Source organism: Streptosporangium sp. NPDC001559, assembly GCF_042893955.1.
GTDB lineage: Bacteria > Actinomycetota > Actinomycetes > Streptosporangiales > Streptosporangiaceae > Streptosporangium.
Genome location: NZ_JBIAVG010000012.1, coordinates 123,125 through 149,974, shown reverse-complemented (window position 1 = coordinate 149,974; position 26,850 = coordinate 123,125). Strand labels below are relative to the sequence as shown.

At 69.8% G+C, this 26,850-nt stretch carries 25 protein-coding genes and 1 tRNA gene; 11 read left to right on the top strand and 15 right to left on the bottom strand.

Going from position 1 to position 26,850, the window contains the following annotated elements; genetic code table 11:
- Positions 1-6: 6 nt before the first annotated feature.
- Genes ACFYY8_RS26195 through ACFYY8_RS26185 form a run of 3 tightly spaced genes read left to right on the top strand, consistent with a single transcriptional unit; the run spans position 7 to position 4,891 of the window.
- The gene (locus ACFYY8_RS26195) at positions 7-1,407 is read left to right on the top strand and encodes a serine protease (RefSeq protein WP_390045244.1); all 1,401 of its coding nucleotides are present in this window, start codon (positions 7-9) and stop codon (positions 1,405-1,407) included.
- Positions 1,404-3,494: a tetratricopeptide repeat protein gene (locus ACFYY8_RS26190; protein ID WP_390045242.1), complete on the top strand. Its 2,091-nt coding sequence runs from the start codon at positions 1,404-1,406 to the stop codon at positions 3,492-3,494. The genes ACFYY8_RS26195 and ACFYY8_RS26190 overlap by 4 nt, the downstream gene beginning before the upstream one ends.
- Complete coding sequence (locus ACFYY8_RS26185; protein ID WP_390045240.1) at positions 3,491-4,891, top strand: VWA domain-containing protein; 1,401 nt, start codon at positions 3,491-3,493, stop codon at positions 4,889-4,891. Before ACFYY8_RS26190 ends, ACFYY8_RS26185 begins: the two co-directional genes overlap by 4 nt.
- 198 nt (positions 4,892-5,089) lie before the next feature.
- Here ACFYY8_RS26185 and ACFYY8_RS26180 read toward each other — a convergent pair whose 3' ends face one another.
- A complete protein-coding gene (locus tag ACFYY8_RS26180; RefSeq protein WP_390045238.1) occupies positions 5,090-5,644 on the bottom strand; it encodes a TIGR03086 family metal-binding protein in 555 nt (184 codons plus the stop codon).
- On the opposite strand from ACFYY8_RS26180, the gene ACFYY8_RS26175 reads away from it, so the two are divergent.
- Positions 5,643-6,470, top strand: coding sequence for a DUF6597 domain-containing transcriptional factor (locus ACFYY8_RS26175; protein ID WP_390045236.1), 828 nt, complete (start codon positions 5,643-5,645; stop codon positions 6,468-6,470). The genes ACFYY8_RS26180 and ACFYY8_RS26175 overlap by 2 nt on opposite strands.
- 57 nt (positions 6,471-6,527) lie before the next feature.
- Here ACFYY8_RS26175 and ACFYY8_RS26170 read toward each other — a convergent pair whose 3' ends face one another.
- Together ACFYY8_RS26170 and ACFYY8_RS26165 are read right to left on the bottom strand one after the other, a co-directional pair.
- Positions 6,528-7,013, bottom strand: coding sequence for a hypothetical protein (locus ACFYY8_RS26170; protein WP_390045234.1), 486 nt, complete (start codon positions 7,011-7,013; stop codon positions 6,528-6,530).
- Entirely contained in the window at positions 7,010-7,534 is a 525-nt protein-coding gene (locus tag ACFYY8_RS26165; protein ID WP_390045232.1) for an RNA polymerase sigma factor, read from the bottom strand. The genes ACFYY8_RS26170 and ACFYY8_RS26165 overlap by 4 nt, the downstream gene beginning before the upstream one ends.
- 195 nt (positions 7,535-7,729) lie before the next feature.
- Between ACFYY8_RS26165 and ACFYY8_RS26160 the strand changes: the two genes are divergently transcribed.
- Positions 7,730-9,049 (top strand): AAA family ATPase, encoded by a 1,320-nt coding sequence (locus ACFYY8_RS26160; RefSeq protein WP_390045230.1) that lies wholly within the window; start codon positions 7,730-7,732, stop codon positions 9,047-9,049.
- Positions 9,046-10,239, top strand: coding sequence for a tetratricopeptide repeat protein (locus tag ACFYY8_RS26155; protein ID WP_390045228.1), 1,194 nt, complete (start codon positions 9,046-9,048; stop codon positions 10,237-10,239). The genes ACFYY8_RS26160 and ACFYY8_RS26155 overlap by 4 nt, the downstream gene beginning before the upstream one ends.
- A gap of 16 nt (positions 10,240-10,255) precedes the next feature.
- On the opposite strand, the gene ACFYY8_RS26150 is transcribed toward ACFYY8_RS26155, so the two are convergent.
- Positions 10,256-10,693: a hypothetical protein gene (locus tag ACFYY8_RS26150; protein ID WP_390045226.1), complete on the bottom strand. Its 438-nt coding sequence runs from the start codon at positions 10,691-10,693 to the stop codon at positions 10,256-10,258.
- Between the two features lie 115 nt (positions 10,694-10,808).
- On the opposite strand from ACFYY8_RS26150, the gene ACFYY8_RS26145 reads away from it, so the two are divergent.
- The 4 genes from ACFYY8_RS26145 (at position 10,809) to ACFYY8_RS26130 (ending at position 14,171) form a co-directional block, all read left to right on the top strand.
- Positions 10,809-11,282, top strand: coding sequence for an iron chaperone (locus tag ACFYY8_RS26145; protein ID WP_390045224.1), 474 nt, complete (start codon positions 10,809-10,811; stop codon positions 11,280-11,282).
- Positions 11,283-12,001: 719 nt separating this feature from the next.
- Positions 12,002-12,814, top strand: coding sequence for an SDR family NAD(P)-dependent oxidoreductase (locus tag ACFYY8_RS26140; protein ID WP_390045222.1), 813 nt, complete (start codon positions 12,002-12,004; stop codon positions 12,812-12,814).
- A 252-nt stretch (positions 12,815-13,066) separates the two neighbouring features.
- Positions 13,067-13,666 (top strand): DUF1707 domain-containing protein, encoded by a 600-nt coding sequence (locus ACFYY8_RS26135; RefSeq protein ID WP_390045220.1) that lies wholly within the window; start codon positions 13,067-13,069, stop codon positions 13,664-13,666.
- Positions 13,667-13,715: 49 nt separating this feature from the next.
- Positions 13,716-14,171 (top strand): SRPBCC family protein, encoded by a 456-nt coding sequence (locus ACFYY8_RS26130; RefSeq protein ID WP_390045218.1) that lies wholly within the window; start codon positions 13,716-13,718, stop codon positions 14,169-14,171.
- A gap of 792 nt (positions 14,172-14,963) precedes the next feature.
- Here the strand turns inward: ACFYY8_RS26130 and ACFYY8_RS26125 are convergent.
- The 3 genes from ACFYY8_RS26125 to ACFYY8_RS26115 all read right to left on the bottom strand — a co-directional run bounded on the left by ACFYY8_RS26125 (position 14,964) and on the right by ACFYY8_RS26115 (position 16,647).
- On the bottom strand, positions 14,964-15,461 hold the full coding sequence (locus tag ACFYY8_RS26125; protein ID WP_390045216.1) for a hypothetical protein: 498 nt from the start codon (positions 15,459-15,461) through the stop codon (positions 14,964-14,966).
- 320 nt (positions 15,462-15,781) lie between these two features.
- Positions 15,782-16,207 carry an NUDIX domain-containing protein gene (locus tag ACFYY8_RS26120; protein WP_390045214.1) on the bottom strand — a complete coding sequence of 142 codons (426 nt, stop codon included), beginning with the start codon at positions 16,205-16,207 and terminating at the stop codon, positions 15,782-15,784.
- A 74-nt stretch (positions 16,208-16,281) separates the two neighbouring features.
- Positions 16,282-16,647: a winged helix-turn-helix transcriptional regulator gene (locus tag ACFYY8_RS26115; protein ID WP_390045212.1), complete on the bottom strand. Its 366-nt coding sequence runs from the start codon at positions 16,645-16,647 to the stop codon at positions 16,282-16,284.
- An 87-nt stretch (positions 16,648-16,734) separates the two neighbouring features.
- On the opposite strand from ACFYY8_RS26115, the gene ACFYY8_RS26110 reads away from it, so the two are divergent.
- The gene (locus ACFYY8_RS26110; RefSeq protein ID WP_390045210.1) at positions 16,735-17,397 is read left to right on the top strand and encodes an NADPH-dependent F420 reductase; all 663 of its coding nucleotides are present in this window, start codon (positions 16,735-16,737) and stop codon (positions 17,395-17,397) included.
- Positions 17,398-17,557: 160 nt separating this feature from the next.
- Here the strand turns inward: ACFYY8_RS26110 and ACFYY8_RS26105 are convergent.
- From ACFYY8_RS26105 to ACFYY8_RS26070, 8 genes are all read right to left on the bottom strand, one after another.
- Positions 17,558-17,631: transfer RNA gene (locus tag ACFYY8_RS26105), tRNA-Ile, on the bottom strand.
- Positions 17,632-17,777: 146 nt separating this feature from the next.
- Positions 17,778-18,353 (bottom strand): DUF3566 domain-containing protein, encoded by a 576-nt coding sequence (locus ACFYY8_RS26100; protein WP_390045208.1) that lies wholly within the window; start codon positions 18,351-18,353, stop codon positions 17,778-17,780.
- A gap of 162 nt (positions 18,354-18,515) precedes the next feature.
- Positions 18,516-21,008, bottom strand: coding sequence for a DNA gyrase subunit A (gene gyrA, locus ACFYY8_RS26095; RefSeq protein ID WP_390045206.1), 2,493 nt, complete (start codon positions 21,006-21,008; stop codon positions 18,516-18,518).
- Positions 21,009-21,050: 42 nt separating this feature from the next.
- Positions 21,051-22,997, bottom strand: a complete 1,947-nt coding sequence (gene gyrB, locus ACFYY8_RS26090) for a DNA topoisomerase (ATP-hydrolyzing) subunit B (protein ID WP_390045204.1) — start codon at positions 22,995-22,997, stop codon at positions 21,051-21,053.
- 301 nt (positions 22,998-23,298) lie between these two features.
- On the bottom strand, positions 23,299-23,889 hold the full coding sequence (locus ACFYY8_RS26085; protein ID WP_390045202.1) for a DUF721 domain-containing protein: 591 nt from the start codon (positions 23,887-23,889) through the stop codon (positions 23,299-23,301).
- A complete protein-coding gene (gene recF / locus ACFYY8_RS26080) occupies positions 23,879-25,063 on the bottom strand; it encodes a DNA replication/repair protein RecF (RefSeq protein ID WP_390045200.1) in 1,185 nt (394 codons plus the stop codon). Before recF ends, ACFYY8_RS26085 begins: the two co-directional genes overlap by 11 nt.
- Positions 25,064-25,119: 56 nt before the next feature.
- Positions 25,120-26,061, bottom strand: a complete 942-nt coding sequence (gnd, locus tag ACFYY8_RS26075; protein WP_390045198.1) for a phosphogluconate dehydrogenase (NAD(+)-dependent, decarboxylating) — start codon at positions 26,059-26,061, stop codon at positions 25,120-25,122.
- A 13-nt stretch (positions 26,062-26,074) separates the two neighbouring features.
- On the bottom strand, positions 26,075-26,845 hold the full coding sequence (locus ACFYY8_RS26070) for a 3-keto-5-aminohexanoate cleavage protein (protein ID WP_390045196.1): 771 nt from the start codon (positions 26,843-26,845) through the stop codon (positions 26,075-26,077).
- Between the last annotated feature and the right edge of the window lie 5 nt (positions 26,846-26,850).

Below are 26,850 nucleotides of genomic sequence, written 5' to 3'. Positions count from 1 at the left end.
TTTACGGTGAGAGTTGAGCCGGGAGAGGAAACCTGGTGGGTGCGAATCCGACAGGCCGGTGGCGAGGTCCTGGGAGCGGGGGTACTCCTCGATCAGAAAACGGTTCTGACGTGCGCGCACGTCATTCCCGACCGCGCCGAGGAGGTCATGGCGGAATTCGTCGGTCAGCCCGGTGCGCGTCCCGGCACGGCGAAGGTGGTCTCCTGGGTCCCGGCGGACGACGACCAGCGCGGTGACCTCGCCCTGCTCGACCTGGCCTCACCCGCTCCCCTGGAGGGGCGGCCGGTGTTGCGGCGGCCCAGTCTGTGGGGCCGCGAGGTCTACACACGTGGTTTTCCCTCCCTCCTCGACGACGGCCTGTGGGTGCGGGCGCGACTCGGCGGCCGGGCCGGTCCCGGCGGCGAGTGGATCCAGATGGACGCCGAGCCGTACCGGGAGATCCGCCGTGGGTTCAGCGGCGCCCCGGTGGTCGACGGGCGGACCGGAGACGTCCTGGGTGTCGTGGTCAGCGAGTTTCCCGGGCTCGCCGGGCTGGCGTGGATGATCCCGGTCGAGACGATCGTCCACCACCTTCCCGCCCTGGCCGGGATGGTCGCGGACAGTCCCTCCTTCACCGACCAGATCAGGGAGTTCTTCGGGCCCGGCCGTTCCGGCGGCGCGATGGTCGTGGTCACCGGGGACGCGCCGGTCTCCACCTCGCTGGCCGAGCCCGCGCGACACGAGGAGGACGTCTCCGGCATGTCCGTCGCCGAGGTGTCCCGGCAGGTGCACCGCGCCCTCGAACGGCACTCGGAGCGGCAGATGTTCGTGTTCGACGCCGTGGACGCGGCGGACGACCCGGAGACCCTCGCGCAGGAGGTGATCAGGCCGCTCACCGAGGCGGGCCACCAGGTGATCACCGGGCTGCGGCAGGAGTCGGCCCGGCTGCGCAGGATCCTGGACCAGCCCTCGGTCGCCCGGCGGCTCGAGGTCCTGGACGTACGGGTCACCGAGGCGCGGGCGGCGGCGCGGGCGACGCGGACACGGCACCGCGGGGTCGCCCGGCTGGTCACCCCCGTCCCCGACTGGCCGGACGACGGCCCCGCCCTGCAACTGCGGGTCAGGGGCCTGCGAGGAAATCCCACACTTCCCGATCTTGAGGAATGCGAGAGTGAGACAAGGGAACTTCTCCGCAAATCCACTGAGACTCATAGGGAACTCGATAGAATCCACGACGAGTACAAAAGCCTCAAAAGCCTTCTAAGGGCCTACCATTTGGGGTCGGGCGTCGAGCGCTCGGAACGTGACCGAATTCTGGCCGAACGATACACGCGGGCCCATCACCTGCTTTTCACCCTGCCATGTGACCTCGCGGCGGCGAGTGAGGCGGTCGACCATTACATCCGCGCGCTGAAGGAGAACCGATGACTCCGTGCGCCTTCTGTTCCGGCCGGATCGACGAGGACGGTTTCTGCGTCGAATGCGGGCTCCCCGCGGGTACGGTCTCCCCGCCCGCCGGCCCGGTCTCCCCGCCCGCCGTCTCGGGGAGCCGGATGCTCAGGGCCGCCGACGGGCTGGTCTCCGTGCCCGTTCCCTCGGGGAAGGACCCCTCGACCCGGGTGATCTCCGACCCCGGCCGGGTCCGGTTCAGCCGGAGGTGCCGCAAGGGGCACTTCATCAACTTCACCTACGCCGGGCAGCCCGCCGTACTGAAGGGATTCTGCCCGACCTGCCAGACGCCGTTCGACTTCGAACCGCGCCTGGCGCCGGGCGAGCTCGTCGCCGACCAGTACGAGGTCGTCGGTCCCATCGCGCACGGCGGCCTCGGGTGGGTCTACCTGGCCCGCGACCGCCACCTCAACGACAACTACGTCGCGCTGAAGGGCCTGATCCAGCCCGACGACCCGACCGCGGTGAGCCTTGAGGTCTCGGAACGGCGCTTCCTGATCTCGCTGGACCACCCCAACATCGTCCGCATCTACAACTTCGTCACCCACGACGACAGCCGGGGGGAACGCGGCGGCTACATCGTCATGGAGTATCTCGACGGCCAGTCACTCGGCGAGGTCCTCGCCAACCGGCAGGCGCGCCCCGAGCCTGAGCACGTCCTCGCCTACGGCTACGAGATCCTCCTGGCCCTGGACTACCTGCACGGCCGTGGCCTGCTGTACTGCGACATGAAACCCGACAACGTGATCATCACCCCCGAGCGGATGAAGGTCATCGACATCGGCGGCGTCCGGCGCGACGACGACAGGTCCAGCCCGATCGTGGGCACCTACGGCTTCCAGGTGAGCGCCAAGGAGATCGGGGAACGCGGGCTGACCGTGCGCTCGGATATCTACGCCGTCGGCAGGACGCTGGACAAACTCCTCGGTGTCGGCGGCCCCTCCCGCACCGGACTGGCCGTCGAGTCGCTCAGGAGGCTGATCCAGCGCGCCTCGCACCAGGACTGGGAGCGGCGCTTCGCCTCGGCCGCGGAGATGCTCGAACAGCTCAGGGGCGTACTGCGCGAGGTCAGATCCTTCCAGCCCGAACACGCCCCGGCGGTCTTCGAGTCGTCCACGGTCTTCGAGCCGAGCGCCGAACTCCTCGACGGCGGCCTGAGCGCCGCCTCCCCGCTCGAACGCTGGACCCGTGACCGGGGCGGCGCCCTGCTCGGCCTCCCCCCGGCCGCCTCCCTCGTCGCCCGTGGCCTGCCCGTCCCCAAGGCCGACCCCGACGACCCGGCGGCGGGCCTGCTGGCGTCCATCGGGAACACCACCGCCCGTGGCCTGCTCGACCAGCTCTCCGAGGTCCGCCAGTCGCCCGAGGTCGGGCTGCGCCGCTGCCGCGCCCACCTCGAACTCGACGAACTCGACGAGGCCGAGAGCCGCCTGTCCGGCGACGGCTGGCGGGTCACCTGGCACCACGGCCTGCTCGCCCTGGCCCGCGAGGAGTACGGCACGGCGCTGTCGTGCTTCGACCGTGTCTACGGCGCGCTGCCCGGCGAGACCGCGCCGAAGCTGGCCCGCGCGTTCTGCCAGGAACTCCTGGGCGACCTCCGTGCCGCCGAGGAGGGCTTCGACGTCGTGTGGCGGCGTGACCGCTCGCAGACCAACGCCGCGTTCGGGCTGGCCAGGCTGCGGGTGCGGGCCGGGGACCGGTCGGCCGCGGTCGGCGTCCTCGACGGGGTGCCGAGGGTCGCCCAGCACCACGACGCCGCCCGGGTCGCCGCCGTACGCGTGCTGTCGGAGGAGTTGCCCGGCGGGAACCTCCCGGGCACCGACGACCTGACAAGGGCGACCCGGCTGCTCGCCTCGCTGGTCCTCGACGGGGGAGAGCCGACCGGCAAGGTCAGGGACCGCCTCACCACGGCCGTCCGGGAGGCACGCAACCGCTCCGCGCCGGACGACGAGGCGCGCCGGGAACTGGAACGGTCATATCTGAGACTCGCCGAGCAGGCCACCACCTGGCGGGACCGGGGCAGGCTGGTCGACCTCGCGCACTCCGTACACCCCTGGAGCCTGCTGTGACCCTGAGGTTCGAGCTGAACATCGACCAGGACCCGGTCCTGACCATCGGGAGGACCGAACTCGACGCCGTCCTCAGGGTCGCCGGGCGGCGGCTCGACGGCCCCGCCGAACGAACCGGGCGGGCCGAGCGGTGCGAGGTCGTCATCATCGACTGCTCCGGCTCCATGGGCGGACTGAACCGCAGGTCAGAAGGCCGCCGCCTGAAGATCGCAGCCGCGGTGAGCGCGACCATGACGGCGATCGACGTCCTGCCCGACGGAGTGCTCTTCGCCGTCGTCGCGGGCGACCACGAGGCCCGCACCGTCTACCCGCCGACCCCGGCGAGCGAGCGCACCAGGGCCGACGCCAGGGCGGCCGTACGCCGGTTGACCTGCAACGGCGGCACCAACATCGGCGCCTGGCTCACCGAGGCCCGGCGGCTGCTCGCCCCCCACCCGAACGCGCTCAGACACGCGATCCTGCTGACCGACGGCCGGAACAACGAGTCCCCCGAGGAGTTCGAACGGGCGCTGGCGGCCTGCGAGGGCGAGTTCGTCTGCGATGCCCGGGGCATCGGCGAAGACTGGGTGGCCCACGACCTGCAGCGGATCGCCACCGTGCTGCGCGGCTCAGCCGACGCCGTGGTCGACGACGCCGAGCTTGAGGCCGAGTTCAGGAGGATGGTCGAGGCGGCTCTCGGCAAGGTGACCCCGAAGATGTCGCTGCGCTTCACCACCACCCCGCCCGGCAGGCTGGTCTCCCTCAGGCAGGTCTATCCCGAGCGGGCCGACCTCACCGGGCACGTCACCGCGCTCGGGGACCGCGTCTTCGAGCTGGTCAGCGGCTCCTGGGGTGAGGAGTCCCGCGACTACCAGCTCCGCTTCGAGGTCTCCCACGAGGGCGCCCCGCACTTCACCGACCTGCGCGTGGCCCGCGTCGAGGCGATGGTCGGCGGTGAGCGCCGTGGCGCCGCCAACGTCATGGTCCACTGGAGCGAGGATCCGGACGCCTCGACGTTCACCAGCCACACGATCTCGCTCTACCAGGCCCAGGACAACATGAGCCAGGCCGTTGACGCGGGCCTGTCCGCCTACGGCAGGAACGACCTGTCCGGGGCCGAGCGCGAGTGGGCCCGCGCGGTCCGTCTGGCCGCCCGCTGCGGCAACCAGCGCGCCCTCGACGAGCTCCAGCGTTTCGTGGAGATCCTCGACCTCGACGAGGGCCGGGTCCGTGCCCGCCCCAACCTGAGCCACCACGACGTCCAGCTGGTCAAAGTGGCCCTGTCCCACTACGAACAGGCGCCCGAGGAGGAACCCACCGCCGTTCCCGCGGGCCCTCCCTGGGAGTGCGAATGCGGGCGTACCTCCCCCTCAGCCGCCAACTTCTGCATCCACTGCGGCCACCACCGCCGCCCCTGAGCCCTTCCAAGAGCCAGGGCCGTCGACCACGCCGCACGGGTGAAGTGCCGTTCCTCAGCCTGCGGCCCCGTTGTCCCAGGGTTGCCGATCGCCCCGGAACAGCCGGCCACGCCGTACGGGCGAAGCGCGGTTCCTCAGCCGGCGGCCCGTCGCCCCAGGACCGTCACCTGCCTCAACCCCTGTCGCCCCGGGGCCGCCTCACGGCTTCCAGGCCGGGTCCCTGCCGATGAGGCCGAGCAGGCGGTCGAACGGCGGGGCGTCGTCGGGCACCGCGACCGGCGGCCCGAAGGCGCCGCGTTTCCTGCCCATCTCCGCCATCTGACCGGTGAAGTCCAGCGCCCGCTCGACCGCCTCGGCGTCCGGCTCGTACGGCTCGCCGACCGCCCTGGACAGGTCCCAGCCGTGCACGACCATGTCGACGAGGAACATGTGGGCCAGCGCGGTCATCGGCATGCCCATGGCGGGGCTGACCCCCTCCCACACCTCAGGGCGCGACCAGACGGCCAGGGTGCGCTCGGCCCGCTCGGGGAAGTCACCCGCGTACGGCCCCTGCTCGACACGCGGCCCGCCCTCGCCCACCGACTCGAACATCTCGGCCACCCACTCAAGGTGGTTGATCAGGCCTCTGACGTCGAACTCCGCGCACGGTGTGGGGTCTCCCAGCCTCTCCTGCCCCGCTGTACGGACCACTGTGCGGACCAGGTCGGCGGTCTGTTCGGTGGCACGCCTCATCAGCGGCATCATGTCATTCATGGCAGCCATCCTGCCCGGCTCGTCGGGAACGCGGCTTGTAGAAACGCGACAGCGCGGCTGGGTCGATCCGTACGCGGGTCTCGACGCCTTCGCCTTCGCCCGCCACGCGCCCACCCCCGGCCTGGCGGCCCACGTGGACCACTTCTGGGTCGTCACGTGGACCGGGCTTGCCGAGCCGTACGAGCAGCGCATCGTCTCGCACCCGACCGTGAACCTGGTGATCACCGAGGACTTCCACCGGGTCGTGGGCGTGATCAGGGGCGGGTTCTCCTACACGATGCGTGGCAGCGGCCGGGTGCTCGGCATGCGTTTCGTGCCCGGTGGCTTCCGGACGTTCCTCGGCGCCCCGGTCTCCACGCTGACCGACCGTTTCACGGAGATCGGCGAGATGTTCGGCGCGGCGGGCGCGACCCTGGTCGAGCGGGTCCTCGCCGAGCCCGACGCGCGGGCCGCGATCGCGCTCGTCGAGACGCTCCTGCTCGATCTGGAGCCTGAGCGGGACCCGCTCGCCGAGGAGGCCGCGGCGCTGGTCGCGCTGGCGGAGGACGACCCCTCGATGACCAGGGTCGACGAGCTGGCCGCCAGGTCGGGGCGGTCGACGCGTTCGCTGCAACGGCTGTTCCGCGACCACGTCGGCATCGGCCCCAAGTGGGTGATCCGCCGTTTCCGGCTGCACGAGGCCGCCGAACGGATCTATCAGGGCCTCGACCTGGCCACCCTGGCCGCCGAACTCGGCTACGCCGACCAGGCCCACCTGACCCGCGACTTCACCGCCGCGGTCGGCATGCCCCCCTCGACCTACGCCCGCCTCGGCCGACGCCCCTGACCTCTCCCGGGATGTTCGGCCCTTCCCGCGCGGCCGGTCAGGGTCTCGCAGAGGCTCTCACCCCCCGTCCTCGCCGGTCAGCTCCCGGACCCGCCGCAGCAGCGCGGCCCTGCGGGCATGAGCCCGTACGGCCAGCACCAGCGCCACCGCGACGAACACCCCGCCGACCGCCAGCGCGGCCCCGGCCCCTCCGCCACGTTGAACGGCCGCGACCACCAGCACAGCGGTCGTGGTGACGGCGGCGGCCAGGGCGATCCAGGCCGCGATCACCCGGTCCGCGGCGAACAGCGGCACCCGGCGTGTCACCAGCCATCCGCCGTATCCAGCCCAGGCCACACAGCACCCCGTGAGCACCGCGAAGGCCAGCCGAGTACGGCCCGGCAGCGGCCCGGGCTCGCCCAGCCACAGCGCGCCGACGAAGGCCGTACCGACCGACCCCGCCAGCAGCGCCGTCACGGCCCGCACCCGTCTCCCCTTGGACAGGGCCGACTCCAGCCCCTGGATCGTCTCCCGCGCCGACATGCGCGGCCCCTCCTCGGTCATGCCCGGTACCCCTTCCTCTCCAGATGCTCACGCGACAGCCGACGGGCCCGGTTCAGCCGGGACTTGACCGTGCCGACGGGGACCTGGCAGATCCGTGCGCAGTCCTCGATCGACAGGTCCTCCAGGTAGAAAAGAACGAGGATCTCCCGCTCCGGCACCGGTAGTTCCGCCAGAAGACCCACCAGTTCGGCGCGGTCGACCAGAGCCTCGACCGGGTCCTCGACGATCGCCCTGTCCACCGCGAGCGCCTCGTGCTCCCTTGCGTACTGGCCGCGCAGCCGGTCGGTCACCGACCGGCGTGCGATGGTGAACAGCCAGGGCGCGAACCTGTCGGGTTCCCGCAGCCGGGGCAGGCCGCGGACCACGGCCAGCCAGACCTCCTGGGCCACGTCGTCGGCCCGCTCGGCGTCCAGCATGCGCCGCGCATAGGTCCACACCGGCACCCGCCAGCGGTCGACCAGTTCCGCGAGCGCCGCCCGCTCACCCAGCTGGGCCCGCACCACAAGTAGTTCGTCGGTCATCGCGTCCTCCCGTCACCCCGCACAGTCGGACGGCGGAGCGATCAGGTTCACGAACACCCGTCGAAGCCATGACCTGGGCTTGAGGAATGTTTCACGTGGAACAACCGAAGGCCATCCCGGGATTCGCAAGATCACAGCTCCGCATCCGCCCTGGTAGGTTGACGCCGAAACCAGGACAGAAGGGATGTGTCCCCCGTGCTCGACGATGCCGGTCTCCAGGCTCTCCGCGAGGCCGCCCGTTTCTCCCCGGACAACCTCCCGCTGCGGCGGCACCTGGCCGACCAGCTCCTCGCCAGGGGATATCTCGCCGAGGCCGAGGCGGAGTACCGCGCGGCCCTCATGCTGGCGCCCCAGGACCCGGACGTCACAACCGGCCTGGCGGAGGCGTTCACCCGGCAGAGCGCGTACGGCGCGGCGCTGTCGATCCTGGAGCCGCACCTGGCGACGGCCGGTTACCCGCCGCGCATGGGCGTGATCGCGGCCAGGGCACTGCTCGGTGAGGGCGAGACGGCCGGTGCGGCCCGCCGGTACCACGAGGCGGTCTCCCGCGACCCCTCGGTCGCCGCCCCCGACCTGGCCGCCCGGCTCGCGGCGCCGCCGCAGCCCGTGACCGCACCGCCGAGCCCGCCGAGGGAGACCGGCTCGGAGGTCGAACGTTCCCGGTTCACCTTCGCCGACGTGGCGGGCATGGAGGCCGTCAAGGAGACACTGCGCCTCAAGCTCCTGCTGCCCGTGCAGCAGCCGGAGCTGTTCGCCGCGTTCGGCAAGCGGGCGGGTGGCGGGGTGCTGCTCTACGGTCCGCCGGGCGCCGGCAAGACACACCTGGCCAGAGCCGCGGCCGGTGAGCTCGGCGCGGCGTTCGTCAGCGTCGGTCTGGCCGACATCCTGGACATGTACATCGGCTCCAGCGAACGCAACCTGCGCGCGGTGTTCGAGATGGCCCGCCGCAACCGGCCGTGCGTGCTGTTCTTCGACGAGGTCGACGCGCTGGCCGCCCGCCGGTCCGACATGCGCCAGGCGCACAACCGTCAACTCGTCAACCAGTTCCTGGCCGAACTCGACGGCGTGGACGACGGCGCCAACGAGGGGGTGCTGGTGCTGGCGGCCACGAACGCTCCCTGGTACGTGGACGTGGCCTTCCGCAGGCCCGGCCGGTTCGACCAGCTCGTGTTCGTACCCCCGCCCGACCCGGCCGCGCGCGCCGCCGTCCTGCGCATCATGTGCCGGGACAAGCCGCTGGCCGAGATGGACTTCGACGCCGTGGCCCGGATCACCGACGACTTCACCGGCGCCGACCTCAAGGGCGTGATCGACCGCGCCGTCGAGGCCAAGCTCCAGCAGTCGATCAGCGCGGGCCGCATGATCCCCCTGACCACCTCCGACCTGGTCACCGCCGTCGGCCAGGTCAGGCCGACCGCCGTACGCGAGTGGCTGACCACCGCCCGCAACTACGTGCTGCACGCCAACGAGTCCGGTGCCTGGGACGAGCTGATGCCGTGGATCAAGCGCATATGACGACCGCCCAGGTCGCGCTCGAACGCGCGCGTGGCCTGCTCGGCCTGAACCGTCCGGTCGAGGCCGCCAGGGAGCTGCGCGGCGCCATCGCCGAGGACCCGCAGCACCCGACCGCGCACGCCCTGCTCGCCATAGCCCTGGTCGAGCAGGGCGAGGTGACCGAGGCCGCCGCAGAAGCCGGCGAGGCCGTACGGCTGGCGCCCGACTCCTGGTTCACGCACTACGCCGCCGGACAGGTCCACCACCGCTCAGGCCGGGCCGACCGGGCGCTCCCCGCCGTCACGGCCTCGCTGGAGCTGAACCCCGAGTACGCCCCGATCTGGGAGTTGCTGGCCCGGGTGCACATACGGAGCGGCCGGTGGAGCGAGGCGGCGGGGGCGGCACGCCAGGGGTTGCGCATCGACCCCGAGGACCCCGACCTGGCGAGCCTGCTGGCGGTCGCCCTGGTCATGCTCGGTGACGCGGCCGAGGCCGTGCCCGCCGCGGCGCTGGCCGTACGCCTCGATCCGGAGAGCGCCGCGGCGCACCTGGCCTACGGCCGCGCGCACCTGGCCTTCGGCGACCCCGGGGTGGCCGCGGACGCCTTCCGCGAGACTCTGCGGCTCAACCCGGGCTTCGACCACGCCAGGGACCTGCTCGTCCTGGCGCTCAAACGCCGCAACCCCCTCTACCGGATGCTGACCCGGCTGCGTGGCAGGTTCCGCGGCGGTCTGCGCCTGGCGCTGCTGCTGCCCCTGGCGCCGCCGCTCATCGCCGTCTTCGTCCTCATCGCGGTCCTGCACTGGGCGGCGTGGACCGCCGAGGCCTGGGTGACGCTGCGCCTGTACCGAGGCCGCACCACCCGGCTGCTGCTCGAAGGCGCCCAGGTCCGGGTGGCGGCGCTCTGCTGCGCGCTCCCGGTCGCGGGCGCGGCACTGCTGACGTCGGGCGTGCTGACCGGCCTCGAAACGGTGGGTACGGCGGGCGCCGCGGTCATGGCCCTGGTCACCCCCGTCCAGGAGGCGGCCCACACCGGCTCCCGCCCCGCCCGGCTCTTCCTGTACGGCTGGGCGATCCTGCTCGCCCTCGCCGTCGTCGCGTCGCTGGTCCTGGCGACGACCGCCGTCGCCCTGCTGACCGCCTACGCCTCACTCGCCACGATCTGGCTCGCGACCGCCCCCCGCCGTCTGGCACCGGGCGCCGAAACCTGACCGGCGTGAGCCGGGCTCACCCCAGGATCCTGTCCGGATCGGAGGCGGGGGCGAACCCCGCGAGTTTGCTCGGGTCCCGATCGGTTTCCAGGTCCTCCTCCCATCCGACGGCATAGGTCACGACGTAGTCCTGGTGGCCCTGTTCCCCGGCCGTCTCCAGGATCAGACAACGCGCCCCAGGAGGGACGCCGCCGGTTTCCGAGCCGATCCGGTCGCTCTCCTCCCGCGTCGCGCACCGGATCACGAGGCCGTGGTACTCGGTCCTGAGCTTCACGGCTTCGACGGGCTTGAAGACGATGTCGATGCGGGACCGGTCCGCGTGCGTCCTGGTCCGCAGCAGGAGCTGACTGTGGCTGACCGTGTAGGCCCAGACGGTGAAGTCACGGTCCGAACGGAAGAGCTCGCCTCCGGGCGGGAACCGGTCGCCGCTGTCCAGCCATGTTCGCGCGTGCATACGGCGATCATGGCAACGCCGGACGGCAATCGGTCAGTTTTGGAGAAGCCGTCATGGCTTCGGTTTCCTAGGATGAGATTGTTCAGATCAAGCACCTTCTGAGAGGGAATCTGCCATGAAGGGCACCCCGTCGTCCGCCACCGACACCGAAGCCGCCGAGAAGTACGAGGGGTTCACGGCCGAGGAGCGGGACGCGATGAAGGAGCGCGCCAAGGAGCTGAAGGCCCCCTCAAAGCGCGGCCCCCGGGCCCCCAAGGTGGACCCGGAGGTCGAGGTGCTCGCGAAGATCGCCGAGATGGAGGGGACGGACCGCACCATCGCCGAGCGGCTCCACGACATCGTCAGGAACAACGCCCCCGCCCTCTCCTCGAAGCTCTGGTACGGCATGCCGGCGTACGCCAGGGACGGCAAGATCGTCTGCTTCTTCCAGCCCGCGCAGAAGTTCAAGGCGAGGTACGCCACTCTCGGCTTCAACGACCCCGCGACCCTCGACGACGGCACCATGTGGCCCACCGCCTTCGCCCTGACCGACCTGACCCCCGAGGACGAGACCCGGATCGCCGCCCTCATCAAGAAGGCCGCCGGCTGAGACGCCCCTTTTCCCCGGCGTGTTCCTGACTCTCGCGCCGGCCCCACGACGCCGAGCTCCGGCACGGACACGGAGCCGTCGGCCGCGCCCGGCTTCGCCCGAGACGACGCGCCCGGGGTGGAGGTCACACGCGCGTCGTCGATCCCGGCCGCGGGGGATTCCGGCGCCGAGAAAGGTGACAGAACCCAGCGCCCGACGCACGCTTCTTCCCCCGTTCTCCGTGTTTTCCCTGTCCGAGTCGGTGAACACCGGTCGCATCCCCTCCGGAACCGGCGGAACACCCCGGCCATGTGGTTCTGCGCGCATGACATGCCGACCACGGCACGGTGGGACGACGCTCAACGCTCCTGGCGTGGACGTCGACGATCGTGATGACCGATCCGTCCACCAGGAGCCTCCTCACGTAAGAGGACGACTGTCGGCCGACTCACGCTCGAAGCCGGAATGAAAAGCCTCGGCAGGCCGGTTCCGCATCCACTTGACGGCTTCCCGGTGAAAGCCGGTTCGCCCGTCGAGCTCTGGTGACCAAAGGGCTGGAGTAATCTGAGAGAAGATCATTCCTGTCAGGGTTTCGTCTCCTCTCTCACCGGCGGCACGCCGGCACAGATATGCCTCGACCGTACGATCACAGGTCACCCGGAGAGCCGCGGTTCTGTCGGTCGCCTCATCACCGTCCGGCGATTCACGGCGTATGAGCAGGAAGCACCGGAAGGAAAACAGTGAATTACTACGCCCATCGGGTGGCTGTGATCACAGGGGCGGGCTCGGGAATCGGTCGCGCGCTGGCCGTGAACCTGGCTCGGCGGGGCGCGCTGCTGGCGCTGTCCGACCAGAACGCCGAGGCGGTGGCCGAAACCACGCGACGCTGTCAGCGGTTCGGCGCGCGGGTGTTCACGGACACGGTCGACGTGACAGACCGGCAGGCGGTTCTCGGCCACGCGGCCGCCGTCCACGAGGAATTCGGCCGTGTCGACCTGGTCTTCTGCGTGGCGGGCGTCATCCACACCGGAAGGCTGCTCAACTCCGAATTCGACGACTTCGATTACGTGCTGAACGTCAACTTGATGGGCGTGGTCAACACGGCCAAGGCGTTCCTGCCCCATCTGATCTCTTCGGGGGGTGGGCACGTCGTGACCGTTTCGAGCGCGTTCGGATTCTTCTCGGCACCGTGCTACACCGCGTACAGCGCGTCGAAGTTCGCGGTGCGTGGATTCAGCGAGTCGCTGCGGCAGGAAATGCGACTCGACGGGCACCCTGTTTCGGTGACGTGTGTCTATCCGGGCGGTGTCCGTACGCCGATCATGCGGAACGGGCGGTTCGCGAAAGGCGAAGATTCCGCCGCCGTCACAACGAGGTTCGACACGAAGGTCGCACGGACGGATGCGTCCAGGGCGGCCTCGATCATCCTGCTCGGAGTGAGGCGCCGCCAGGCACAGGTGTTCGTCGGAGCGGACGCCAAGATCGCATGGGTCCTTGTCCGCGCACTGGGGTCCGCCTATCAACGTTTGGTGCTCTGGGCCGGGCGGCGATGACCCTATACCGAAGAGGCCGGGGAGACGGGTACGGCAGACCGCCGACCGAGGCCTTTCACGGTGAACGGCAAGAGACGCACCCGAGCTTGTCATCGAGGAGATGGCAAACGTCCCGAAGTCCGTCTGGCCTCTCCTTCCTGACCGCGGAAGCGAGGCGAGCACGGGCGCCGCATGCCGCGTCCTCCCCGTGATGAGCGGTGAGCACCGGAACGAGGGGTCCGGCTTCTCCTCCCTTTTCGTATCATCGACCATATGACCGGTGAGCCCTCACATCCCGTCCACTCCGGCGAGTGGCGCGTCTCCCACACCGAACGCGAGGCGGTGGTGGAGAGGCTGAGCAAGGCGGCGGCCGAGGGGCGCCTCGACCTCGCCGAGCTGGACGGGCGGCTGGAGCGGGCGCTGACCGCCAAGACCTACGCCGACCTCGTGCCTCTGACGGCGGACCTTCCCCCCGACGTTCCACCGGCCCCGAAGAAGCCGCTGGTCCTCCAGGGAGGCCTCAGCGGCGTCACCCGCGCCGGCCACTGGCAGGTGCCCGCGAAGGTGGTCGCGTCCGGCGGCATGGGCGGGGTCAAGCTCGACTTCACCCAGGCCGGTTGTGATCTGCCCGAGGTCGAACTGGAGGTGCACGGTCAGGCGGGCGGTGTCACGGTCGTCGTTCCCGACGGCTGGGCCGTGGAGACCGTCGAGGTGAATCCGGGTCTCGGTGGCCTGAAGGACAAAGTCACCTCTCCCCGGCTCCCGGGCGCGCCACTGATCCGCATGAGCGGCACCGGTGGCGCGGGAGGCGTCGTCATCCGTCACCCCAGCAGCTGGGAACGCCGGAAACTGAGGCGAGAGCAGTCGCGGTGACGGGGATCTCCAAGTAGGTCGCACACGAGCGCGCAGGACGAGGCCGACGGTGAACTTCGAGGTCGTCACACATGTCATGGCGCCGCCGGAACGGGTCTTCGACATATCGCTGGACGTGGACGTCCACTCCGCCTCGATGGCGGGGTCCGCGGAGGAGGCGGTCGACGGTGTGACCGCCGGTGGCATGCGGCTGGGCGACACCGTCACATGGCGGGCACGGCACTTCGGTCTCCGCTGGAGGATGACGTCCACGATCAGCGCCTACGACCGCCCCGAGTACTTCGTCGACGAGCAGGTTTCAGGCCCCTTCGAGCGCTGGTACCACGCCCACCGTTTTCACGGTGACGACCACGGCGGCACGGTGATGAGAGACATCGTCGAGTTCATCGCGCCTCTCGGCCCCCTCGGAAGAGCCGCCGAGCTGCTGGTGCTCCGTCACTACATGCCCAGGTTGATCCACGTGCGGAACCGGTACATCAAGCGGGTCGCAGAAAGCGCTCCGTGACCGGGTCGGCCGTGTGATCATCACGGCCGCAAGACCGGTCCGGGTCGCGTCCAGCGGCACACGGCCGCCTCGCTGCTCAAGAAGCTCGGGGTCACGTCTGGAGATCTCCACGCACGGAGAGTCGCAAAAGACGAAGGACCATTCGAATGGGCCCAACGCCCCAGAATCTGATCGCTCCAGGGCGTTTGTCGATGTGAGACCACCAGGACTTGGGTCTCTTCCTTATCAGGGAGTCGCAAACGCTCCGGACCTTGGGAGAACCCCCTCCGACCAGGGATTCGGCGTTCTCCGACGTCCATGGACGTCCGGGCGATACCTATGGGCCTGACTCACCCTGGGTGCCCCTTGGATCGGCTCCGGCCGGTTCTCCAGGGGCGAGGAACGCCTGACATGTCGGGGCAGCACCACGGCGAAGGTGCGGGTCCGTACCCGGGATGCCGAGAGCCGTCGTGTCCCGCCGTGGCCAGACGCGAAGGGTCACCGCGGGAAGGTCAGGCGTCGGCCGGCCGTACGCGACGGGATGGGGCGGTGCCGGACGCTCGGGTCGGGGAAGAACGCTGAAACGTCGGGGATCTCCGCTCCGGGCTTCTACCAGCGGAAACGCCTTCGATGTTTCCGCCCTCTCACCAGTCCGCTTCGCACCTGGATGGCGGGGAGAGGGCGCCGACCAGGCGAGGACGTGAGTCCGGGACTGTCAGACGGGGAGTCCAGTCGTTGCCGATCCGATCCGCCGGCGGCGGCTCGAAACCGCCCCTCACGGGGCGAACCCGGCTGCCGGTCGCGCGGCCACGTTCAGCTCTGTCGTGCCAGAGAACCGCTGAACGCCCCCGTGACCGTTCCGAGGACGTTGTAGTTCGCTTGGATCTCGATTCTTGCCTGACCGGTTGGCCGGACACTCATTGTCAGATCCGCCAGGCAGGTCTGTCCCGACGGCGCGTTGGCCGGGGCGCCGGTGGTTCCGGCCTTCAAAACAAGGTGGTCGCCGTTGACCTCGGCGAGCTGCCAGCTACGTGAGCAGCCGGCCTCCTGGCCCCAGTCGACGGCGCGCTGGTCTGCGATGGTGTCGCCGATACTGCCCTGCTTTATCGTTATCTCGTCAGTTCCCGTCCCTTTCCCCTCCCTGGTGGGGTCGGGAAAGGTCATCGTGACCTGCCCTCTCCAGGTGCCGAGGTACTGCTCCGGCACAGCACTGCTCCTGTCGCCGCTCTGGGGGAGCAGCCACGCCAGCAGGCTCACCACGAGCGCCAGCACGCCGGTGACTGCGGCGATGACCCCCGCGCGCTCACCCACGTTCTGGCCCAGGAAAAGGGACCAGGAGATGCGCTTCCTGTTTCCGGAAGGCGTGTCACCGGGGTGAGACGTCTCGGAGGCTTCGCCTGTTTCGGAGAGGTCTGCTCGCTCATTCCGGTGGGGAGGTACGAACCCGGCGGGGTCAGGATCCGTGGAATCCCCCGGCGCACTGTCGTTCCCGTCTGCTTGGCCAGCGGACTCGCGTAACTCTTCCTTGCGGGATTCACTGGACCCTCTCGGTCCGGATTCCGGCATATTCGTTTCCAGCTTTCAATCGATGACGTTTCCCAGCTTTATCGAACACCTACGGCGTTGCCCTGTCAGTAAGTTGGCCGGGCCCCGTGGTCGGCGACGAACAGGGTGGCGTCCGGGGGATTCCGGTCCTGACGCCGGGGTTGCGTCCACGGACGTGGTGTCCGGGCGGCACGGGCCGGCTGACACGACCGGTCGGCGGACGGCGAAGTGGCGCTCGACCTGCCCGACGGTCTCCTCCGAACCAGGGCTCGCCGGTACGGCGGGCGACCCGCGACACCGATCTCCTCCCCGAGTTCCCTGCGAACGACGGTTCGATGGTCCTCACCCGGTCCGAGCGCCCCTCCCGGGGCGGCCTGGAAGGTCCTGCCACCCGCAGCGACAGAACCCGGTCTTCCTCGTCCAGAACGACAGCCCGAGCGACCTCGCGAATTCTCCCCACCGGGACGACCTCGTCTTCGCGGCGAACAGAGAACCGAGTTGGACGCGGCCAACGTGCGCCAGGCCTTCCAGGTGATCCCCGGGAGACCGACCTATCGCCGCTCTCCGGCTCCGGCGTCGCGGTTCGTCATGACGTGGCGGGCTGGTCGGCGAGGTGGTCCTGGTTGTCGGCGGCCCACCGCGCGAGGTGCGCCAGGGGGCCGTTCGCGAACGATTCGCCCAGTGCGGAGAGCCGGTAGACCGCACCTGTGGGCGCTGACGCCTGGTCGGCGCCGCCGTCCCTCACGACGAGCCCGCGCGCTTGCAGACGCCGCAGCGTCTGGGTCAGGACCTTGTCGCTGGCTCCCGTGATCCTCGTGAGCAGTTCCCTGCGCCGGGTCGGTCCCATACGCAGGGCCGAGAGCACGACGGGATCCCACACGTGGCTGATGAGTTCGGCCGCTGCGCGCACCTGGCAGTCGGAGACGAAGGTCTGACAAGGCCCATCCAGCACGAAAGCAGTATCGCACCGGTCTCCTACCAAACGGTAGGAGTCTCGTTCGTAGCGTCGGTTCACAGCTTCGAGACAGAGGAGATCGCTGTGAACATAGGAATTCTGGGCACCGGAGACCTCGCCGTGACGCTCGGCCGAGCCTGGGCTCAGGCCGGCCACACGCTGTCGGTGGCAGGACGCGACCACCCGCGTGCCAAGAAGGCCGCCGACCGGATCGGTCCCGCGGCGGAGGCCGTCGACCCCGCGGACCTCCCGGCCCGGGCGGACGCGCTCGTGGTCGCGGTGGCGTGGGAAGGGGTGGAGGCGGCGCTGTCTCTCGTCGGTGCCTCCGAGGGGTCCCTGGCCGGCCTGACTTTGATCGACTGCACCAACCCGGTCGACTACACCACCTGTGAACTGAAGCCGGCGACCGGCTCGGCGGCGGAACTGGTGGCCCGCACGGCTCCCGGCGCGCATGTGGTGAAGGCACTCCACCTGTTCGCAGGAGCGTCATGGCCGTACGCGGGCCCCCAGGAGTCGGCACCGGTCGTGGCGATCTGCGGCGACGACCCAGACGCTCTCGATCGCACGGCGGCCCTTGTCCAAGACCTTGGCGGACGGCCCGCGGTGGTCGGCGGACTCGCCGGCGCCCGGCAGCTGGAGGAGGCCGCCGGGTTCGTCATGAGAGTCGTCGCGTCGGGTCACAATCCGAGGTTCGCCGTGCCCGACGTGGATCCGGCGCTCCTTCGAGCGGCACAGGCGACCAAGTGAGCCGGCAGACCCTGGAGGCTTCACGGCCCTCTCGCCTTCCCATGCGAGGCCGGAACTCTTCGTCAGCCGAGATCTCGGTCAGAGAAGAAGGACACCTTCTCAGCCATCCGAAGGATCAAAAAAGGCCATTTCCTCTGCAGGAAACGGCCTCTGAACTGGGTGGGGCTACCAGGACTTGAACCTGGGACCTCTTCCTTATCAGGGAAGCGCTCTAACCGACTGAGCTATAGCCCCTTGCAACATGAAGAACGGTATCGCATCCCGCTTTGGGAGGCGAATCCGTCCGGTCGAACAGGAAAAAGCTTACCCTGTCCCGGCACCAGCTCGCGCCATGTCCCCGGCCCCACTCCTGGGGCGACGCCGGGGACACGGCGGCGTGGCTACTCGGCCTCGCTGAAGGTGACCTCGATGCCGCCGACCAGGTCGGAGGCGATGTTGTAGATCACCGCACCCAGAGTGGACAGCGCCGTGATCAGGACGACGTTCACGGCCCCGATCAGGGCGGTGTATCCGAGGATGCGGACCGGCTCGAACCAGGAGGCGACGTTGAAGCCGTTCGCGGACGGCTTGCCGTCGGAGACGGTGAACTGGTTGACCGTCTGGATGATGCTGTCGAACACGCCGAGGCTGTTCAGCACCATGTAGAGCACCGCGACGGCGACGAACAGCACCACGAAGCAGACCAGGGAGACCACGAAGCTGAACTTCATGGCCGACCACGGCTCGATCCTGCGCAGCACCAGGTGGGCCTTGCGCGGCGTACGCGGCGAGTTGTCGGAGGCCGGCTTCCTGGAGTCCTGCGACGGGGACGACAGGCCCGCGGGCGGGGGCGGACCCCCCGACGGTGACCAGGAGGGGTTTCCCTGCGGAGGGGCCGGACGGACGTGCACCGTGGTGTCGGGCACCTTGCCGTCCTCGGTGGTCGCCGTACCGGGCCTGCCCTTACCGTCGGCCACCGGCTTGTCAGGCTCCGGAGCGGGCCTGCCACCCCCACCCGCTGGCGGCTCACCCGCCTTGGCAGGATCTGCTTCGACGGCTTTATCCATTTTCTCCGTCACCTGATCACGTGTTGACGAGGACGCGGGTCGCGATCCTGGCCTTGACTGGGCGCTCACGGGCTACTCACCTTCCCCGTTTTCCTCAGCCTCCAAAGAGTCAGCGTTGCGGGCGAGAGCCACGACGCTGTCTCCATCGACCAGATTCATCAGACGCACCCCCATGGTCTGGCGACCAGACTGCTTGATCTCTCCTGCGCTGGTCCTGATCACCCCACCGACGGACGTGATCGCGAAGACCTCGTCCTCCGGCCTGACCATGACAGCCCCGACCAGCTTGCCACGGGAACTGACGATCTTCGCGGTCAGGACACCCTTACCACCTCGCCCCTGCACGGGGTACTGGTCGGCGGGTGTGCGCTTTGCATACCCACCCTCGGTGGCGACCAACACATCTTCGCCGTCGGCGATGCGGTTCATCGCCAGCAGCTCGTCACCGTCGAGGAAACGCATGCCGATGACGCCGCTGGTCGCACGGCCCATCGGCCGCAGGGCCTCGTCGGAGGCGGTGAAGCGGATCGACTGGGCCCCGCGCGAGATCAGCAGGAGGTCGTCCTCCTCGGAGACAAGCCTGGCCGCGATCACTTCGTCATCTTCTCGCAGATTGATGGCGATAAGACCACCGGAACGCGGCGAGTCGTACTCCGAAAGGCGCGTCTTCTTCACCAGACCGCTACGGGTGGCCAGCACGAGGTACGGCGCGACCTCGTAGTCACGCAGGGCGAGCACCTCCATGACGACCTCGTCCGGCTGCATGGCCAGCAGGTTGGCCAGGTGCTGACCGCGGGCGTCCCTGCCCGAGTCGGGCAGCTCGTAGGCCTTGACCCGGTAGACCCGCCCCTTGTTCGTGAAGAACAGCAGCCAGTGGTGGGTCGTGGTGACGAAGAAGTGGTCGACGATGTCGTCCTGGCGCAGCTGCGCGCCCCGCACGCCCTTGCCGCCGCGCTTCTGCGCCCGGTAGAGGTCGGTGTTGGTGCGCTTGGCGTAGCCGCCGCGGGTGATCGTGACGACCATGTCCTCCTCGGCGAGGAGGTCCTCGATCGACATGTCGCCCTCGTAGGCGATGATCTCCGTCTTGCGCTCGTCGCCGTACTTGGCGGTGATCTCGGAGAGCTCGTCGAAGACGATGGTCCGCTGCCGCTCCGGCGAGGCCAGGATCTCCTGGTAGTCGATGATGTGCACCATCAGCGCGTCGTACTCGTCGGTGATCTGCTGGCGCTCCAGGGCGGCCAGCTTGCGCAGCTGCATGTCGAGGATGGCCTGCGCCTGGACCTGGTCGATCTCCAGCAGGGACATCAGGCCGCCCTGGGCGTCGGCCGCCGAGGGCGAACGCCGGATCAGCGCGATGACCTCGTCCATCCGGTCGAGCGCCTTGAGCAGCGCGCGCAGGATGTGGGCCCGCTCCTCGGCCTTGCGCAGCAGGTAGCGGGTCCTGCGGACCACGACCTCGATCTGGTGGTCGACGTAGTGGCGGACGAACTGGTCGAGACGCAGGGTCCTGGGCACGCCGTCCACCAGCGCCAGCATGTTGGCGCCGAAGGTGGTCTGCAGCTGGGTGTGCTTGTAGAGGTTGTTCAGCACGACCTTGGCGACCGCGTCGCGCTTGAGCACGATGACCAGGCGCTGGCCGACCCGCGAGGAGCTCTCGTCACGGACGTCGGCGATGCCGCTGATGCGGCCGTCCTTGACCGACTCCGCGATGGCCAGCGCGAGGTTGTCCGGGTTGACGATGTAGGGCAGCTCGGTGACGACCAGGCACTGACGGCCCTTGGCGTCCTCCTCGACCTCGACGATCGCCCGCATGGTGATCGAGCCGCGGCCGGTGCGGTAGGTGTCGTCGATGCCCCTGCGGCCCACGATCAGGGCGCCGGTGGGGAAGTCGGGGCCCTTGACCCGGGCGATCAGCTCCTCAAGGAGCTCGTCGTCGCTCGCGTCGGGGTTCTGCAGGGCCCACTTGACGCCGTCGGCCACCTCGCGCAGGTTGTGCGGCGGGATGTTCGTCGCCATGCCGACCGCGATGCCCGCCGAGCCGTTGACCAGCAGGTTCGGGAACCGCGACGGCAGGACCAGGGGCTCCTGGGAGCGGCCGTCGTAGTTGGGCTGGAAGTCGACGGTCTCCTTGTCGATGTCACGGATCATCTCCATGGCGATCGGCGCGAGCTTGCACTCGGTGTAACGCATGGCGGCCGGCATGTCGTTGCCCGGCGACCCGAAGTTGCCCTGGCCGTCGACCAGGGTGTAGCGCAGCGCCCACGGCTGCGCGAGCCGTACGACCGTTCCGTAGATCGAGGAGTCGCCGTGCGGGTGGTAGGAACCCATCACGTCACCGACGACACGGGAGCACTTGAAGTAGCCGCGGTCGGGGCGGTAGCCGCCGTCGTACATGGCGTAGAGCACCCGGCGGTGCACCGGCTTGAGACCGTCACGGACGTCGGGCAGCGCGCGGGACACGATGACGGACATCGCGTAGTCCATGTAGCTGCGCTGCATCTCCGACTGGATGTCGACGGGCTCGATGCGCTGGTGCTCCGCCGGCGGAGTGTTCACATCCGTCACTGGGATGGGTCCTTTACGAAAGAGAGGTCTGTACGGCTACCGCTACACATCGAGGAAACGGACGTCTCGCGCGTTCCTGATGATGAAGGAGCGGCGCGCCTCGACGTCCTCACCCATGAGGACGCTGAACAGCTCGTCGGCCTGGGCGGCGTCGTCGAGGGTGACCTGCAGGAGCACCCGGGTGTCGGGGTTCATCGTCGTGTCCCAGAGCTGGCCGGCGTTCATCTCGCCCAGACCCTTGAACCGCTGGATGCCGTCGTGCAGGCGCGGGTCGCGCTTGCCCCGCTGCATGCCGTCTTCGATGATCGCGTCACGCTCGCGGTCGGAGTAGGCGTAGGAGGCGTCCTCGCCCCTGCGGTCCCACTTGATCTTGTAGAGCGGCGGCTGGGAGAGGTAGACGTGCCCCGCCTCGATCAGCGGGCGCATGAAACGGAACAGCAGTGTCAGCAGCAGCGTGTTGATGTGCTGGCCGTCGACGTCGGCGTCCGCCATCAGGATGAGCTTGTGGTAGCGGAGTTTGGTGATGTCGAACTCGTCGTGGACCCCGGTGCCCATGGCGGTGATCAGCGCCTGGACCTCGGCGTTCTTCAGCACCTTGTCGATGCGGGCCTTCTCCACGTTCAGGATCTTGCCGCGGATGGGCAGGATGGCCTGGAACTTGGAGTCGCGGCCGCCCTTGGCCGAGCCACCCGCCGAGTCACCCTCGACGATGAACAGCTCGCACTTCTCCGGGTCGCTCCACTGGCAGTCGGCCAGCTTGCCCGGCAGGCCTGAACCCGACTCGAGCAGCGACTTGCGCCGGGTGAGGTCGCGGGCCTGGCGGGCCGCGATGCGGGCGCGCGCGGCCTGCAGGGACTTGTTGATGATGTCCTTGGCCTCGCCGGGGTTGCGCTCGAACCAGTCGCGCAGGTGGTCGTTGCAGGCCTTCTGCACGAACGACTTGGCCTCGGTGTTGCCCAGCTTGGCCTTGGTCTGCCCCTCGAACTGCGGGTCGGCCAGCTTCACCGAGATGATCGCGGTCAGGCCCTCACGGATGTCCTCACCGCTGAGGTTGTCGTCCTTGCCCTCCTTGAGGAACTTCTGCTCACGCGCGTAGCGGTTGACGATCGACGTCAGCGCCGCGCGGAAGCCCTCCTCGTGGGTACCGCCCTCCGCGGTGTTGATGGTGTTGGCGAAGGTGTAGACCGACTCGGAGTAGGAGTTGTTCCACTGCATGGCGATCTCGACGGAGATGCCCTCGCCGTGCTCCTCGAAGTCGACCACCGAGACGTGCGCGGGTTCCTTCTTGGAGTTCAGATGCCTGACGAAGTCGGCCAGGCCGCCCTCGTAGTGGTAGACGATCTCGACGGGCTCGTCGTTGACGGCGTGGTCCGGCCGCTCGTCGCGCAGCGAGATGGTCAGGCCCTTGTTCAGGAAGGCCATCTCCTGGAAGCGCCGGGAGAGCGTCTCGAAGTTCCACGTGGTGGTCTCGAAGATGGTGTCGTCGGCCCAGAAGGTGATCGAGGTGCCGGTCTCGCCGGTCGCCTCTCCCTTCGCCAGGGGGGCGGTCGGCTTGGAGTGGGAGTAGTTCTGCCGCCAGTAGTGGCCGTCGGTGCGGATCTCCACGTCCAGCGCCGTGGACAGGGCGTTCACCACCGAGACGCCGACGCCGTGCAGACCGCCGGAGACGGCGTACGACTTGCTGTCGAACTTGCCTCCCGCGTGCAGCACGGTCAGGACGACCTCGACGGCGGGGCGGCCCTCCGCCTCGACGATGCCGACGGGAATGCCTCGGCCGTTGTCGACGACCCTGACGCCGTTGTCGGCGAGGAGGGTCACCTCGATCCTGTCGGCGTGGCCGGCCAGGGCCTCGTCGACGGAGTTGTCCACGACCTCGTAGACGAGGTGGTGGAGACCACGTTCACCGGTCGAGCCGATGTACATTCCCGGGCGCTTACGGACCGCCTCAAGTCCTTCGAGGACGGTGATTGAGCTAGCGTCGTAGGACAAGTGCGAAATCCTCCTGCCGCGGACACGCGGCGAACGGCCCTGTCGGCCCCGCCGTGCCCGTCACCGTCGTGAATGCCCCGATGCGCTCACCCGGGGGAAGTCGGCGCGGTGGCCGGGGTGACACGCAAGCGGACTGTGTCCGGAATTCGATTTCATTCTAGCGTCTCCGGACGTGTCGTGCGGCATTGACGGGCTCTGGAGGCCTCTGTCGCGCGTCGACCCTCTGCTTACGCATCCCCCTACAGGGAGGGGGGTAGCCGCGCCAGAAAGGCCGCTGATCCGTTTTCCGAGTTGTTGATCATCACCCATAGGTGTCGCCTGGGCCACGACTCCCCGTGACACGCAGGCCACCGCTCGGCCGCGGCCCGTTCTGCGGCCCGCGCACCCGCACGCGCCGTACGGTCCCGTCGCCGAGCTCCTCGTTCAGCCGCCTGACGAGCGTGGCCGCGAGCAGCCTGACCTGGGTCGCCCAGGCCGTGGAGTCCGCGATCACCACGACCTCTCCCTCGGCGAAGGTCTCCGGTCTGGTGTGCGCCGCCAGGTCGACGCCGACGATCTCGTGCCAGCGGCCGAACACCCCGCCGACCGCGACCGGCCGCTCCCAGCCCCGGTCCGCGAGCAGGTCGGCGATGGCGCTGCCGAAAAGCCTCGGGTCACCGCTGTCCCTGCGCTGGCCGTACGGCTTGCGCCGGGGTTCGCGGCGGGGGAGCTGGCCGCGCTTGGCGGCGTCGGCCTTGGCCTGGGCGAGCTTCTCCCTGGCCATCGCGGCGCCCTTGGCGGCGGTCGTCTTGGCCGCCTCCTGCCCCGCCTGCCGCGTGGGCCCCTTCCCGGGCCCCGCCGGTCCCTCCGCGGGGCTCTGGGCACGTCCTCCTGCTGGCTCCTCAGCGGACACGGGCCACGCTTCCCTCGGTCACGTCGAAGCGGGCGCCGATCAGCTCGGCGGGCACGTCGGCGGCGACGGCGGCGGTGATCAGCACCTGCTCGGCGGGCGCCACGATCTCGGCGAGGCGGCGGCGACGCTGACTGTCCAGCTCGGCGAAGACGTCGTCGAGGATCAGCACCGGGTCTCCGCCGTCACTCCTGAGCAGATCGTAGGCGGCCAGCCTGAGCGCGAGCGCGAACGACCACGACTCGCCGTGGCTGGCGTAGCCGCGCGCGGGCAGCTCGCCGAGGCCGAGGAACAGGTCGTCGCGGTGCGGGCCGACGAGGGTGACACCGCGTTCGAGCTCGGTGGCGCGCACGTCGAGCAGGGCGGCGCGGATGCGCCCCTCAAGGTCCTCCCCGGCCGTTTCCTCTGGCCCGTCCTCGGGCAGGGTGCCGCGGTAGTCGAGGACGGCCGGGGCCGAGGTGGGGGCGAGCGAGGCGTAGGCGGAGGCGACGAGCGGGCGCAGCTCCTCGATCAGCCCGAGGCGGGCGGCGAGCAGCTCGGCGCCGAACTTCGCCAGGTGGGCGTCCCAGACCTCCAGAGTGCTCAGCGGGTCTCCCGCCCCGGCCGCGGCGAAGGCGGCGTCGCTCTCCGCCCGCCTTCCGCTCCTTCCGTTCCTGCCGCGCCGTGACTGCGCGGCCACCCGGAGCAGGGCTCCGCGCTGCTTGAGCACCCGGTCGTAGTCGGCCCTGACCCCGGCGAACCGGGGGGCCCTGGCCACCAGCAGGTCGTCGAGGTAGCGGCGGCGCTCACCGGGGTCGCCCTTGACCATGGCGAGGTCCTCGGGGGCGAACAGGACGGTGCGCAACATGCCGACCACGTCGCGCGGGCGGGAGACGGGCGAGCGGTTCAGCCTGGCCCGGTTGGCCCGGCCCGGATTGATCTCCAGCTCGATCAGCGCCCGCCGGTCGTCACGCACGACGACCGAGCGAACGATCGCCCGCGCCGCGCCCTGCCGTACCAGGGGGCCGTCGGTCGCCACCCGGTGGCTGGAGTGGCTCGCCACGTAGCCCAGCGCCTCGACCAGGTTGGTCTTGCCCTGGCCGTTCGGCCCGACGAACGCCGTGACGCCCGGCTCAAGGCCGAGGTCGACGGCGTCGTAGGACCGGAAGTCGGTCAGCGCGAGATGGGCGACGTGCACCTCAGGAAGACTAGCCGCCCCCGTCCTTCACCGGAGCCTCGCCGACCGTCGGCCGGTCATCGGCCGGCTTCGGCCGGGGGGACGACGTCTGCGCCGGGGGAGTCGGCGCCCTTGCCGGTCTGGCCCTCCTTCGAGGTGACCGCGTGTCCGCCGAACTGGTTGCGCAGCGCCGCGACGACCTTCATGGCCGGGGAGTCGTCCTGGCGGGAGGCGAACCTGGCGTACAGCGCGGCGGTGATGACCGGCAGCGGGACGGCGTGGTCGACGGCCGCCTGGACCGTCCACCTGCCCTCGCCCGAGTCCTCGGCGTAGCCCCTCAGATCGGCCAGCTCAGGGTCGTCGTCGAGCGCGCGCACCAGCAGGTCGAGCAGCCAGGAGCGGATGACGGTGCCGTGCCGCCAGCTGGCGAAGGCCCCGGCCACGTCGGTCACGACGTCGGAGGCCTCAAGCAGCTCCCAGCCCTCGGCGAAGGCCTGCATCATGCCGTACTCGATGCCGTTGTGGACCATCTTCGCGAAGTGCCCGGCGCCGACGGCTCCCGCGTGCACGAAGCCGCCGTCCTCCGGCTTGAGGGTCTCGAAGACCGGCATCAGGCGCTGAACGTCGTTGTCGGCGCCGCCGACCATGAGGGCGTAGCCGTTCTGCAGGCCCCAGACGCCGCCGCTCACCCCGCAGTCGACGAAGCCGACGCCCCGCTCGCCGAGCTGCGCGGCGTGCTTCTGGTCGTCGAGGTAGTGCGAGTTCCCGCCGTCGATCACGATGTCGCCGTCGGACAGCAGACCGCCCAGCTCCTCGACGGTGGCCTGGGTCGGCGCGCCCGCGGGCACCATGACCCACACCGCGCGCGGCGCCTGGAGCCGTTCGACCAGCTCCTTCAGGCTGGAGACGTCACTGACCGCCGGATCACGGTCGTAACCGACGACGTCGTGACCGCCGCGGCGCAGCCGCTCGGCCATGTTGCCGCCCATCTTGCCCAGCCCGACCATGCCGATCTGCATACGAGCACCCCCTTCAGGGTTCCATCATCCACCTGTCGCCGAGTCGCGCCAGCGCGAGCCGTACCAGGTGGGCGTTTCCTTCCACAGGGCCGCCGTCGGGGCTGTGGAGGACGTCCTCAAGGCCGATACGCGTGGCCAGACCCAGCTGCCCCGCTTCGTCCACGAGTATCCACGCCGGTCCCTCCTCGCCGTGGAGCAGCCTGGGACCGGGTACGGCCAGCTCGTCGAGACGCCCGAGCACGGCCCGCGCCCGGGAGACCGCGGTCTCCTCGGCACCGCCGATGATCTCGACGAGCACCCGTGCGCACCCGAGACCGGTCGCGGCGAGCGCCTCGGCGTCGTCGACGGACCAGACCCCGGCCTCGACGTCCACGCCGAGCCGCCGAAGATCATGCCACAGGCCGGGGAAGCCGGGTTCCGAGAGGTTCACCGAGGCGAAGTCGGGCCGGTCCTGTGGAGGAAGAGCCGTCCACCCCCGTACGGCCTCGCGCCTGGCGTCCTCGTCGCCCCCGGTCATCCACAGGCCCGTGCTCACTCCGACGGGCAGCCCGGGGCAGGCCAGCCGCACGGCCCGCACCGCCGCACCGATGTGGACGGCGCTGAGAGACTCTCTGCCCGCCTCGTCGCGCGGGTGCATGTGCACAGCCGTCGCACCCGCCCCACGCGCCTCACGGGCCGCCTCAGCGAGCTCCAGAGGGGTCACAGGGACGGCGGGGTGTTCGCCGGGCCGTCTGCCGCCGTTGAGGCACGCCTTCAGCGTGATCCGGCTCACAGGTCCGCGCACAGGGT

What these genes read in the sequence shown, in the direction of transcription:
- ACFYY8_RS26190 (WP_390045242.1), top strand. Translation starts at nt 1,404, where the DNA reads ATGACTCCGTGCGCCTTCTGTTCCGGCCGGATCGACGAGGACGGTTTC.
- ACFYY8_RS26175 (WP_390045236.1), top strand. Translation starts at nt 5,643, where the DNA reads ATGGCAGCCATCCTGCCCGGCTCGTCGGGAACGCGGCTTGTAGAAACG.
- ACFYY8_RS26180 (WP_390045238.1), bottom strand. Translation starts at nt 5,644, where the DNA reads ATGAATGACATGATGCCGCTGATGAGGCGTGCCACCGAACAGACCGCC.
- ACFYY8_RS26170 (WP_390045234.1), bottom strand. Translation starts at nt 7,013, where the DNA reads ATGACCGAGGAGGGGCCGCGCATGTCGGCGCGGGAGACGATCCAGGGG.
- ACFYY8_RS26165 (WP_390045232.1), bottom strand. Translation starts at nt 7,534, where the DNA reads ATGACCGACGAACTACTTGTGGTGCGGGCCCAGCTGGGTGAGCGGGCG.
- ACFYY8_RS26155 (WP_390045228.1), top strand. Translation starts at nt 9,046, where the DNA reads ATGACGACCGCCCAGGTCGCGCTCGAACGCGCGCGTGGCCTGCTCGGC.
- ACFYY8_RS26150 (WP_390045226.1), bottom strand. Translation starts at nt 10,693, where the DNA reads ATGCACGCGCGAACATGGCTGGACAGCGGCGACCGGTTCCCGCCCGGA.
- ACFYY8_RS26145 (WP_390045224.1), top strand. Translation starts at nt 10,809, where the DNA reads ATGAAGGGCACCCCGTCGTCCGCCACCGACACCGAAGCCGCCGAGAAG.
- ACFYY8_RS26135 (WP_390045220.1), top strand. Translation starts at nt 13,067, where the DNA reads ATGACCGGTGAGCCCTCACATCCCGTCCACTCCGGCGAGTGGCGCGTC.
- gnd (WP_390045198.1), bottom strand. Translation starts at nt 26,061, where the DNA reads ATGCAGATCGGCATGGTCGGGCTGGGCAAGATGGGCGGCAACATGGCC.